The sequence below is a fragment of the Paenibacillus vietnamensis genome, from assembly GCF_020169515.1.
GTDB lineage: Bacteria > Bacillota > Bacilli > Paenibacillales > Paenibacillaceae > Pristimantibacillus > Pristimantibacillus vietnamensis.
The window spans coordinates 861,978-872,745 of the sequence record NZ_JAHMHW010000001.1 but is presented as its reverse complement, the minus strand read 5'-3'; the positions used below and the strand labels follow the sequence as shown (position 1 = coordinate 872,745).

The window sequence follows — 10,768 nt, the reverse complement described above, 5'->3', positions numbered from 1 at the left end:
CGCCTCATCCCCCTTGTCCGTCTATGCCTCCGCCTGCTTTCCAAAGCTCGGTAACGATCAAATTGGCCGCCGTTTGCTTACGGTAAGCCGACGTTGCGAACGCATCCTCTTGCGGCTTGTAAATTTGCCCCACCCGTTCATAAATGCGCCTGAGCAAATCGGTGTCGATTTGCTTGCCAATGCCGTCCTGTTCGGCTTCCTCCAGCCTTGCCGGCACCGTCTGTCCGCCGCCAGCCGCGATGCGGAGCGTCTCAATTTCACCCGCTTCCGACAGCGTAACGAGGACGGCCGCCGTTACGACCGATGGCGTAAACGCTTCACGCCTGCCTATTTTATGAAAAGCGCCGTAATGCCTCTTATTCCCTGCAGCTCCCAGGTCAGTACACCGGTTCTGCTTATCGTCCGCCCCCTCCAACGGAAGCACGATCCGCAAAAGCAGCCTGTCATCTGTATAGCCGGGAACGGCGGCATTAGGCAGCCAATCGGTCAGCTTTTCCGTTTGCTCGGATTGTCCGTTGAACCAGACGAGCGCAGCATCGTAAGCCAGTAAAGCCGTAATGGAATCTCCTACAATTGACAGCACGTTGCCGCCGATGGTGCCCAAATGCCTGACCGACGGGGCGGCAATCGCCCTCATCGCTTCAGTCAGCAATGGAAAACGCCGCAGCAGCATCGGATGGTTTCTACATGCCTGCAGCGATACCGCGCTTCCTAGCTCCAGGCCGGCCTCTCCGATTTTGATGCCGTTAAGCCCATCAATGCCGCTAATATCGATCAAATGCGGTGGCATCGCCGCGATGCCTGCTTCCCACCGCGTATGCAGCAACGTCCCTCCTGCAATATAGATGCCTTCCGAGCCGCAAGCTTGCTTGCATTGCCATGCTTCCTCTGCCGTCTTCGGCTGCCAGACATGAGGAGATGCGGGCGTCTCGTGTATGCTTCCTGTCATCGCACTCCCCTCCCCATCAACCGGTAATGAATTTTAGCGAGATCCGCATCCTCCGGAGTGTCGACATCAAACAGGCACATCCGGCTGAACGGTTCGACGGCTCCGCCTTTAAAGCGTGACATTTTAAACAGCTTTCTCGCGCCTTCATCCCCTTCCAGCCTCAGAAGCTCCACAAACATCGTACTCCCCAATATGGCAGGCGGCATCAGCAAAGGCTCGCTGCTCCCGTCCACCTTCAACGCAGCGGCTGCATAATCGATACCGGGCTGCGAAGCCCAATAATCGGTCAGCCGGTTAATCAGCGCGGCGGACAGAAATGGCTGATCCGCGAGCGTTACCATGACCTCCTCCAATTGAGGCCGGAAGCTTAACAGATGCAGCAATCCGCTGCGAATCGAATGGGACATTCCTTCCGGCGAACGGCTGCAAACCGCAACATGTACGTCAGGCCATTCGCCGGAGCCCGCGGTAGACTTGTATTGGCCCAGCGAGTGCTGCAGCCATTGCAGATCGTCCTCCGGGCGGACGACGACCACAATTTCCTTAAGACGGCTTGTTAATAGAGCATGCAGCGCCATTCCTGCGAGCGGCTGCCCTTTCTCCAGCTCGAGCAGCTGCTTCCGGAATCCCATGCGCCTGCCTTCCCCCGCCGCCAAATAAAGGGCTGAAATAGGCATCTCTTGCCGCCTCCTTTCCCGATCTGGCCTTGCGTCCCGCCCGTATGGCGATCAGCTCGGCTGCAATGCTGGCGGCAATTTCATAGGGTCCGTCGGCCCCGATCGACAACCCGATCGGAGCTCTCACATTGGACGGAATCAGAAAGGTTTCAAACAGCAGCTTGATTCTTTTTTTCGAGCCCATGACGCCGATATAGACCAGCTGCAGCGGAAGCGTCAGTCTGAGCATTTCCCGGTCCTGCTGCAAATGGTGGCTGTTGATGATCAAATAGTCGTCCGGCTGGAGCTTCAGCCTGCCAGCCAGCTCCTCCGGCGTGCCGACGATGCATTCCGCCTCCGGAAAACGCTCGCGTGTGCACAAGCCGGAGCGCCAATCCGCTATGACCAGCTGAAAGCCGATTTGCTTTAAAATCCCGTATATCGCATCGGCATCCCTTCCTGCGCCGAACAGAACGAGTCGGGGCCGCGGGCTGATCTGCTGCGTTAGACGCACAGCCAAGGAGCCGACGCCCGCCTCGAAGCAAAATGGCAGCGCGTCAGAAGGATCCGAGGACAAGTCATATTCAATTAAATCGCCATGCCAGCGGCGAACCAGCATAACCGTCCGGCGCTGCGCATGATGACGATGCACGTCGAGAAGGATGGAACGGAGTGTGCCTGCAACCGGCTCGAGCAGCAGCTTTATTTTGCCGCCGCATCCGATCGCATCGCCCCAAATGACGTCCTCGTCGGGATCCATATCGTATTCGGCCCACGCATGCCGTCCGGACTCCCAAACGGCTGGCGCCCGCTCCGCCAAGTCCTGCTCCAGGCAGCCCGGGCTGATCGTGCCCACCTGCTCCCCGCTCAGCTTAAACAGCATGGACGCTCCCGCTTTCCGGTAAGCGTGTCCTTCTACTTTTACAATCGTCGCAAGCACGCCCGGCCCGTCATCTTCGTTTATCGCGGACAAAATCGTATCCAGCTCCATATCTCGTCCCCCTTTGCGAATGCTAGCATGACCCGCCTAACGGCTTAGTTTGTACGCTCTCGCCTTAGAGTCGCGCGATTAATTTGCGCAAGGAACGGTCGGCCTCTTTTAACACGACCGTTTTATTCACCGTTTTGACGATTTTCCCTTCCATGACGATTTGCCCATCGATCATTACCGTATCCACATCGCCCCTCGTTGCGGCGTAGACGACCCTGGAATACCAATCCGCGTCGAAGGACGGATAGACGTGAAAGTCCTCGAGATCCAGCAGCTGCAAATCCGCCAGCTTGCCGATTTCTATGCTTCCGATCCGATCCTCAAGCCCAAGCACCTTAGCTCCTCCGATCGTAGCCAGCCGCAGCACCGTTCTGGCGTTCATCACCGTCGGACCGTGCTTTACCTTCTGGATATACGCGGTTAAACGCATCTCTTGGAACATATCGAGATTGTTATTGCAAGGGGCCCCATCCGCTCCGAGTCCGACCGCAACACCTTGTTCGAGCAACAGCGGAACCTCGGCGATCCCCGACGCCAGCTTCAGATTGGAGCCCGGACAATGCGTGACTTTTACCCCGCGCTCGCGGATAATCCGCTTCTCCTCATCATCAAGCCAAATGCTGTGGGCAAGAATCAGGTTAGGCTTCGCAAGTCCGATATGATCGAGATAAACGACATTTCGCATGCCACGTTCCGCTTCGACCATCTCAATTTCGCTCAGATTTTCCGACGCGTGAGTATGCACCATGACCCCGTACTTAGCCGACAAATCGCGTACTCCGGTTAACAGCTCCTCGGTACAGGAGACGACAAAACGCGGGCAAAAAGCGTATTGGATTCTGCCGCCTTCTGCACCATGCCATTTCTCCAGCAAATCGACGCTCTCCTGCAGCGACCGGTCCGTCTTCTCCTGCAGGGCAGGCGGTACTTCGGTGCCATGGTCCATCATTACCTTCCCGGACAATGCCCGGATGCCGCTTTCCTTGATCGCTTGAAAAGCCGACTCCGTGTAATGGACCGTCTCCATATCCAAAATAGCGGTCGTCCCGCTGCGAATTAACTCGCCAATGCCGAGCAGAGCCGAATAATAGACCGAATCCTCGCTGTGCGCCGCTTCAAACGGCCAAATGCGCTCTTTCAGCCAATCGATTAACGATAGGTCGTCCGCTCTTCCGCGAAACAACGTCTGGCATAGATGAATGTGGGTTTGGACGAAGCCTGGCAGCAGCACCTTTCCTCCGGCATCTATGATCCGGTCCGCTTGCAGCCCTTCAAGCTTATCTCCCATTTGCGAAATTCGGTTTCCTTCTATGAATACATCGCCGGTGAAAATCTCGTCCTCGGCGTTCATCGTCATTACAACGGCGTTTCGGATCAGTAGTGTGGACATTAGTGCCGCCTCCTTTGCAATGGTTCAATATTGTATGCGGCTGCTTCCGCCCGCCATTCGTTCTGGCAAGCCGTTAATAAAATGAATTTTAAAATGATTGAATTTTCAGACTAGTAAAGCAAAGTTGGCTCATCGGAAATAAAATGGATGTCGCATCTTTTATGTAAGTTTATCTAACATGATAAAGCAGTGCCGGAAGTTAGGCAACATATTTTTCTAATAAGGGCAAGGAAACCGCCTCCATTTCGTCTCATATCTAATACAAAATTTACGCGATTTATGAAAAAGACATGGAATCATCCATGTCCTTCGTTCTATCCATATAAAGCGGGGATTAAATGCTCAAAAATAAACCTTCTGGAATAGATCGCATCATTCCGTTTTGTCACCTGCTTCCGAACGACAACGACCAGCTCACGATCGGGGGCCACGAGCAAATATTGGCCGCCATGCCCGAAAGCAAAGTAACAATCCGCAAAGCCGTTATGGGACTCCGGCGTAATCCACCAGTGATACCCGTACCCGCCGTATATCGGCGGCTCATAATGCAGCAAGCCGCGGTGGTGCAGCTTGGTCGACTTTGCGATCCACGTGGGGGAAATGAGCTGCTCGCTGCCATAACGGCCATTTTGCGCAAATAACTGTCCTATTTTCACCAGATCTCGCCCGTACAAATACATGCCGGTGCCTCCCTCATTCACGCCGCACCGTGCCATCCATCGCGCGCTTCGGAATTCCATTGGCCCGAACAGCTGCTCCTTCGCGAATTGCAGACCCGGCATGCCTGTCGCGGCTGTCAGAATGGCGGAAAGCAAATGCGAGCCTCCCGAATTGTAGGAAAAAGCGGCCCCGGGCTCCGAGATGACCGGGCGGTCGAAGACGAAACGAATCGGATCCGCGGATGACCGAAAAGCTTTGTAGGGCTTGTCGAAGTCGGGCCAGTCGAAGCCAGGAGTCATCGTCAGCAGATGGCGGATTTGAATCCGGCTGACGGCCTCCTCCGCTTCCGCTGGGGGCTTCAAAAAATCCGTTACCGGCTGTTCTACGTTTTCTAAATAACCTTTATCTAGCGCAATGCCGATTAAAGCGGATAAGACACTTTTCGTGCATGAATACAGGGGACCTATCGTATCGCCGCCTCGTTCGTGCCATTCGAGCTCATCCGTGCTCCCCTGCCGGACGATAACCGATTTAATTTTCCATTCCGTCAGCGTTGACCGGAACGGCTCCAAGCTTTTTAGCCCCATAAGACGATCTGCCTTTCCAAATAAAAAATGAAATTTTGCATCCTCAGCCTCAGTAAACCGTATGATAGGTATCCTTCGGCACTCATTTATGTTAACCTATTTGAAGCGAATACTGAACGATTCAATATTTTGGAAGCAAGGATGTTGAAGCATGTATGACTTATTGTTAAATATAATCGAAGAAATCGGTTATTTCGCCTTATTTCTCGTTTTATGTCTCGGATTAATCGGACTGCCCATACCGAACGAAGCGGTCGTTATGACAGGCGGGGCTTTGTCACAAGCCGGCGTTCTGCTACCGGTTCCCGCATTTATTATGACCTGTCTCGGCATCTGCTCCGCCATGACCTTTGGCTACAGCATCGGCCGATTCGCCGGCAGCAAGTTGTCCGATTGGTTCAGGAGCAAGAAAAACATCGGAAAATTCGTCGAAAAATCCGAGCAATTAAGCGAACGGTACGGAGGATATGCGATCGGCATCAGCCTCTGCCTCCCATTCCTAAGGCATGTCACCCCTTATGTGATGGGACTAAACCGGATGCCGTTCAAACGTTTCATCCTATTCGCCTATCCTGCCGCCTTCGTCTGGACACTCATCTATTTCATCATCGGCAGGCTCGTCGGCGACCAGGTACAGGCATTGGCCGGACAAATCTACAAATACGGATTATGGATCGTGTTCGGGCTTGCCGCCGCGGCTATCGCCTATGCTGCGGTCCGGCTCGCAAAAAGCAGAGCCCGCAAAAACGAAGTGGAAAGACCGATGTAGTAGCCCAAACGAAAACACCGCGCCGGCGGTGTTTTTTTGAATTCTTAAAGGTAAATAAAATTTTATCACGTTAGGTGCTTAAAAATTAATTTAGTGTTTAAACTTACGAATTTGTGAGGATTATAACAAAATTTTAATATGTAAGCGTTTTATCGGACGAATCGTCTGCAAACAGCTTTCCCAAGTTGAGGTATAATAACGCTCAGTGAACATCGGCCCCGACTTTTCTGAGAGTGGAAAGTCAAAACTATCAAATACGGGAGGTTTATTTGCTTTGCTTCAAAAACTAAAAACAGCCTGGTTTTCCAACGTACGCGCCGACATTTTGTCGGGCATTACGGTTGCGCTCGCGCTCATTCCGGAATCCATTTCCTTTTCGCTAATGGTCGGCGTCGGCCCTATGGTCGGCCTGTACGCATCATTTTGCATTGCCGTGATCATCGCCTTCGTCGGCGGGAGACCGGGCATGATCTCTGCGGCTACCGGGGCAATGGCGCTCATCCTCGTTTCGCTCGTGGAAAAGCACGGTATCGAATATTTGTTTGCCGCCACGATTGTTGCCGGCATCCTGCAATATGTGATGGGCGTCCTGAAGCTGGGGCAGCTTGTCCAGTTCATTCCCCAATCCGTCATGCACGGGTTCGTCAATGCACTTGGAATCCTTATTTTCACGACACAGCTTGTCCATTTCGTCGGAGCCGGGTGGATTATGTATGCATTGGTCGCGTTAACGCTCGTCATTATTTATATTTTCCCTAAATTCACAACGGTCATCCCGTCTCCGCTGGCGGCTATTATTATCGTATCATTGATTGCGGTAGCGACGGGGGCCGACCTGAAAACGATCGGCGACAGAGGCATAATTGAGAGTACGCTGCCATTTTTCCATATTCCTGAGGTTCTGTTCTCGGTTGACGCTCTGCTCATTATTCTTCCTTATTCGTTCTCGCTGGCGATCGTCGGCATTTTAGAGTCGCTGCTGACCGCGTCGGTACTGGACGAGATAACCGACACTTCCAGCAACAAGAACAAAGAAGTACGGGGACAAGGAATTGCAAACATCGTGAACGGTTTCTTCGGCGGCATGGCCGGCTGCGCTTTGATCGGACAATCGGTTATCAACATGAAATCGGGCGGCCGGACCAGACTTTCTACGTTTGTGGCAGGCGCGTTTCTGTTATTTTTAATTATGGTGTTAAGCGATGTCGTAAATAAAGTGCCTATGGCGGCATTAGTAGGCGTCATGATCATGGTCGCCTTCAGCACCTTTAATTGGAAATCCGTTCTTCAAATTCATAAGGTTCCTGTAGCAGATGCAGTGGTTATGATCGTAACGGTTGTCATCGTCCTGTTTACGCATGATTTGTCGAAAGGCGTGTTGGCGGGGGTTGCCTTAAGCGCACTTATTTTCTCCTGGAAAATGGCAAAGATTCAAACTCGGGCAACCGTGGATGCGGCAGGGACAAAAACGTACCATGTAACGGGGCAGTTGTTTTTCGGTACGACCTCCCGCTTTATCTCTTTATTCGATTACCAGAACGATCCCGGCCAGATTATACTGGATTTCAGCGGCTCCCATGTTTGGGATCAATCTGCCGTGACGGCCATCGCAAAAGTCAAAAGCAAATACGAACAGCTTAACAAGACGGTTACGCTAAGCGGTTTGAACGAGGAGAGCAGGTCGGTCATTCGCAAGATCGGCGTTACCTCTGCAAGCGGTCATTAAGCTAAACCTTATTTAAAAAGATCCCGAATCCGGTTCACTTTGACCGGCTTCGGGATCTTTATTGTGCGGCGAAAGGGAATACCGTCAGCTGCTTTCGCTTATTATTCAGCTGTCCGCTCAAGCTTCTCTTGTGCGGTTTCCACCAAAAAATCGAAAAGATCGTCATCTTCCTCCAGTACATCCTCAAGCGCCAAAAGCTCTTCCTCTTTCCCTGATTCATGAAGGAAAAACAGGCCGTAGCCCCATTCGTTTCCTTTTTTGCTGTGCAGGGCAATTTCATATTCGTTCTTATGGCCTTCAACGCCGAACTGCACTTTGCCGACATATCCGTCTTCCTTCGAATATGTCATTGCTGCATCAATTACACGGATGTTAATCAACGTTTCTCTTCCTTCCTATTCCCTAGTTACGGCGCCAGCTGATTGATTTCGTTCAACAGCTCGTTAATTTTGTTGATCGTATCCGGGATACCCGTCGACTCAAATGCGTTTCTGCCCTGCTCGATATTCGTTAACGCCTGGTCCAGCCCGTTCTGAAGCGTCTCGTTGTAGGCTGCGATCGACTGGTGCAATTCCTTGGCATAATCGGGAACCTGAAGCTCCCCGTAATTCGCGACTTCTTCCTTGAGCGCCAATAATCGCTCTTTCAAGTCCGTCCTTGCATCCAGATCGTTTACAGCCTGTTCGGCGAGCGCATTCATATCCTGGCCGAAATCGGTTAACGTTTGCAAGTATCCTGTCGTCTCAGCAGCAAAATTTACCGTTTGACCTACCTCATTCATAATACCACAGCCGGAAGTCATTAGCATGATGGATAGTAATATCAACGTCAAGCCCTTCTTCATGAACTCATCACTCCTTTTGAAATTTCATACGGGCATGGGCCGCTATCCGGTGACGAACGCCTATTCAAGCTTGCGCATACATTACAATACGAAGCCGGCATTACACGGTTTCGCCGATGCCACAAGGAGATGATCGGGATGGAAGTTCAATTATCGGCGCTTCATTGGGTTTACTTGGGCTTTGTTATCGCCATTATCGGATTTATGCTGATGCGGCGCGATACGACGCTCATCTGTATCGCGGGGATATTTGGAATCGGCCTGCTTGCTACGACCTCTGCAAGCGGTTCCGTAAGCGGCATTTTCAATAGCTTTATTTATGCGATCAAAGAACTAATCGGCACCATATTAATCATATCCATTATCGTCTCTATGAGCAGAATTTTAATCAGAACCGGAATAAACGAGATCATGATCTCGCCGTTGACGCGTTTCCTGAGAACTCCGGCGCTGGCATTCTGGGGGATCGGCCTGATTATGATGGTAACCTCCTGGTTTTTCTGGCCCTCGCCGGCCGTTGCGTTAATAGGAGCCGTTCTGCTGCCGGTAGCGATCCGGGTAGGACTCCCTGCGCTCGGAGCGGCCGTTGCGATGAACTTGTTCGGACATGGAATCGCGCTTTCCGGCGACTATATCATTCAAGGAGCGCCGGGGCTGACGTCAAGCGCGGCCGGCCTGCCGGTGAACGAGGTCATGCAGGCGAGCATCCCGCTCGTTATCGTCATGGGCGCGGTTACGACCGTTTCGGCCTATTGGATGATGCGCCGGGATCAAAGGCTCGGCAAATGGAGAAGCGGACTCATCGCTGCGCCGCAGGATCCGCTGCAATCGCCCGGACCGTTCTACGAAGCGGATCGAGCCAGTCTGTCGCTCGGTGCAAAGCGGTTGTTTGCCATCCTTATTCCCGTTTTGTTCGCCCTTGACGTCATCGCCATGTTCGTCTTGAATCTTCAAGGCTCTGAAGCTACCGCACTAATCGGCGGAACGGCGATTCTCATTATGCTGGTCATCACCATGCTCACTCATAAAGGAAAAGGCTTTGAGAAAACGACAAGCTATTTAATCGAAGGTTTTTTATTCGGTTTTAAAGTGTTCGGCCCCGTCATCCCAATTGCCGCCTTTTTCTATCTGGGCGACTCCGGCTTCCTCGCCATGTTCGGGGATACGCTGCCTGCCGGCTCTCACGGCATTGTCAATGACCTGGGCGTTGCGCTTGCGAACGCCGTTCCGGTGAACGGGGTTGTCGGTTCGATAACGCTAACCGTGGTCGGCGCCGTTACCGGCCTAGACGGCTCCGGCTTCTCGGGCATTTCGCTTGCCGGCTCCATCGCCCAGCTGTTCGGCCACGCCATCGGTTCGGGTCTCGCCACTCTGACGGCTCTCGGCCAGGTATCCGCAATCTGGGTCGGCGGCGGAACGATCATTCCATGGGCGCTCATCCCGGCCGCGGCGATTTGCGGCGTCGATCCTTTCGAGCTCGCGCGGCGCAATTTGAAACCGGTCCTTATTGGCCTCGTCGTCACCACGATTGTGGCTATGTTTTTGATTTAACCTTTAAACGCGACCGGTAAACCAAATACCCCGAAGCAGCGGCTGCCGCTGCGAACACCGCAAGCATGCCCGGCCAAGGAACGCCTTTATCCGCGCCGGGCGCTTGCGCAGCCGCCTGTGGAGGCACCGAGCCGTTGCCAAGAACGGCCAACTGCTCGCCGGCAGCGCTTTGGTGCATCGTCCCGCCGCATAGACCCGCTTCCAGGTTGCCGTCCCGTTCCGAAGCATACACCAAGTAGCGTTCACCTTCCTCGAACGCGAAGCCGCAGCTGTCGCTCGCCCCTGCTGTAATAACCGTAATTGTCGGCGCAACCTGGCCCTTCCATACCTCGTTAACTTGGAAGCTTACCGCTTTCGACGATGAACCGAACAAGGCCAGCGAGCTTTCTTTGACCGAAACGGCTTTTCCTTCAAACACCGCATGGCTTCTCTGCTTTATTTCCTGCACGGATACGGGCTCGGCACAGGTGCACGCAGCCGCTTTCCCCGGCCATACGTTTGCCGCTAACATTGTTATGGCTAATATAAACAATTTCCAACGCATAACCTTCATCATCACGCAAACTCCCCCTATCATTCTCTATAGTCTAAAGACCTTTAGTATATGACGAATAAGGGTGGGAAATAGTTTCAAACAATCCATAA

At 52.8% G+C, this 10,768-nt stretch carries 11 protein-coding genes; 3 read left to right on the top strand and 8 right to left on the bottom strand.

Annotated elements, in window-relative coordinates:
- Window positions 1–4 precede the first annotated feature (4 nt).
- From KP806_RS03870 to KP806_RS03850, 5 genes are all read right to left on the bottom strand, one after another.
- The gene (locus KP806_RS03870; RefSeq protein ID WP_224722214.1) at window positions 5–949 is read right to left on the bottom strand and encodes an FAD binding domain-containing protein; all 945 of its coding nucleotides are present in this window, start codon (window positions 947–949) and stop codon (window positions 5–7) included.
- Window positions 946–1,581 carry a nucleotidyltransferase family protein gene (locus KP806_RS03865; protein ID WP_263575535.1) on the bottom strand — a complete coding sequence of 212 codons (636 nt, stop codon included), beginning with the start codon at window positions 1,579–1,581 and terminating at the stop codon, window positions 946–948. Before KP806_RS03865 ends, KP806_RS03870 begins: the two co-directional genes overlap by 4 nt.
- Window positions 1,493–2,596, bottom strand: a complete 1,104-nt coding sequence (locus KP806_RS03860; RefSeq protein ID WP_224722213.1) for an XdhC family protein — start codon at window positions 2,594–2,596, stop codon at window positions 1,493–1,495. The genes KP806_RS03865 and KP806_RS03860 overlap by 89 nt, the downstream gene beginning before the upstream one ends.
- A 64-nt stretch (window positions 2,597–2,660) precedes the next feature.
- Complete coding sequence (locus KP806_RS03855; RefSeq protein ID WP_224722212.1) at window positions 2,661–3,986, bottom strand: 5'-deoxyadenosine deaminase; 1,326 nt, start codon at window positions 3,984–3,986, stop codon at window positions 2,661–2,663.
- 314 nt (window positions 3,987–4,300) lie between these two features.
- Window positions 4,301–5,233: a serine hydrolase domain-containing protein gene (locus tag KP806_RS03850; protein WP_224722211.1), complete on the bottom strand. Its 933-nt coding sequence runs from the start codon at window positions 5,231–5,233 to the stop codon at window positions 4,301–4,303.
- 151 nt (window positions 5,234–5,384) lie between these two features.
- On the opposite strand from KP806_RS03850, the gene KP806_RS03845 reads away from it, so the two are divergent.
- Both KP806_RS03845 and KP806_RS03840 read left to right on the top strand, forming a co-directional pair.
- Complete coding sequence (locus KP806_RS03845; protein ID WP_224722210.1) at window positions 5,385–6,002, top strand: DedA family protein; 618 nt, start codon at window positions 5,385–5,387, stop codon at window positions 6,000–6,002.
- Window positions 6,003–6,276: 274 nt separating this feature from the next.
- Window positions 6,277–7,728, top strand: a complete 1,452-nt coding sequence (locus KP806_RS03840; RefSeq protein ID WP_224722209.1) for a SulP family inorganic anion transporter — start codon at window positions 6,277–6,279, stop codon at window positions 7,726–7,728.
- A 101-nt stretch (window positions 7,729–7,829) separates the two neighbouring features.
- Here the strand turns inward: KP806_RS03840 and KP806_RS03835 are convergent, their stop codons facing one another.
- Together KP806_RS03835 and KP806_RS03830 are read right to left on the bottom strand one after the other, a co-directional pair.
- Complete coding sequence (locus KP806_RS03835) at window positions 7,830–8,108, bottom strand: hypothetical protein (RefSeq protein ID WP_263575534.1); 279 nt, start codon at window positions 8,106–8,108, stop codon at window positions 7,830–7,832.
- A 26-nt stretch (window positions 8,109–8,134) separates the two neighbouring features.
- A complete protein-coding gene (locus tag KP806_RS03830) occupies window positions 8,135–8,572 on the bottom strand; it encodes a DUF6376 family protein (RefSeq protein WP_224722208.1) in 438 nt (145 codons plus the stop codon).
- A gap of 138 nt (window positions 8,573–8,710) precedes the next feature.
- On the opposite strand from KP806_RS03830, the gene KP806_RS03825 reads away from it, so the two are divergent.
- Window positions 8,711–10,123 carry a hypothetical protein gene (locus KP806_RS03825; RefSeq protein WP_224722207.1) on the top strand — a complete coding sequence of 471 codons (1,413 nt, stop codon included), beginning with the start codon at window positions 8,711–8,713 and terminating at the stop codon, window positions 10,121–10,123.
- Here the strand turns inward: KP806_RS03825 and KP806_RS03820 are convergent.
- Window positions 10,107–10,679, bottom strand: coding sequence for a hypothetical protein (locus KP806_RS03820; protein WP_224722206.1), 573 nt, complete (start codon window positions 10,677–10,679; stop codon window positions 10,107–10,109). The two genes, KP806_RS03825 and KP806_RS03820, sit on opposite strands and share 17 nt — an antisense overlap.
- Between the last annotated feature and the right edge of the window lie 89 nt (window positions 10,680–10,768).

What these genes read in the sequence shown, in the direction of transcription:
- KP806_RS03870 (WP_224722214.1), bottom strand. Translation starts at nt 949, where the DNA reads ATGACAGGAAGCATACACGAGACGCCCGCATCTCCTCATGTCTGGCAG.
- KP806_RS03865 (WP_263575535.1), bottom strand. Translation starts at nt 1,581, where the DNA reads ATGGGATTCCGGAAGCAGCTGCTCGAGCTGGAGAAAGGGCAGCCGCTC.
- KP806_RS03860 (WP_224722213.1), bottom strand. Translation starts at nt 2,596, where the DNA reads ATGGAGCTGGATACGATTTTGTCCGCGATAAACGAAGATGACGGGCCG.
- KP806_RS03855 (WP_224722212.1), bottom strand. Translation starts at nt 3,986, where the DNA reads ATGTCCACACTACTGATCCGAAACGCCGTTGTAATGACGATGAACGCC.
- KP806_RS03850 (WP_224722211.1), bottom strand. Translation starts at nt 5,233, where the DNA reads ATGGGGCTAAAAAGCTTGGAGCCGTTCCGGTCAACGCTGACGGAATGG.
- KP806_RS03845 (WP_224722210.1), top strand. Translation starts at nt 5,385, where the DNA reads ATGTATGACTTATTGTTAAATATAATCGAAGAAATCGGTTATTTCGCC.
- KP806_RS03830 (WP_224722208.1), bottom strand. Translation starts at nt 8,572, where the DNA reads ATGAAGAAGGGCTTGACGTTGATATTACTATCCATCATGCTAATGACT.
- KP806_RS03825 (WP_224722207.1), top strand. Translation starts at nt 8,711, where the DNA reads ATGGAAGTTCAATTATCGGCGCTTCATTGGGTTTACTTGGGCTTTGTT.
- KP806_RS03820 (WP_224722206.1), bottom strand. Translation starts at nt 10,679, where the DNA reads ATGATGAAGGTTATGCGTTGGAAATTGTTTATATTAGCCATAACAATG.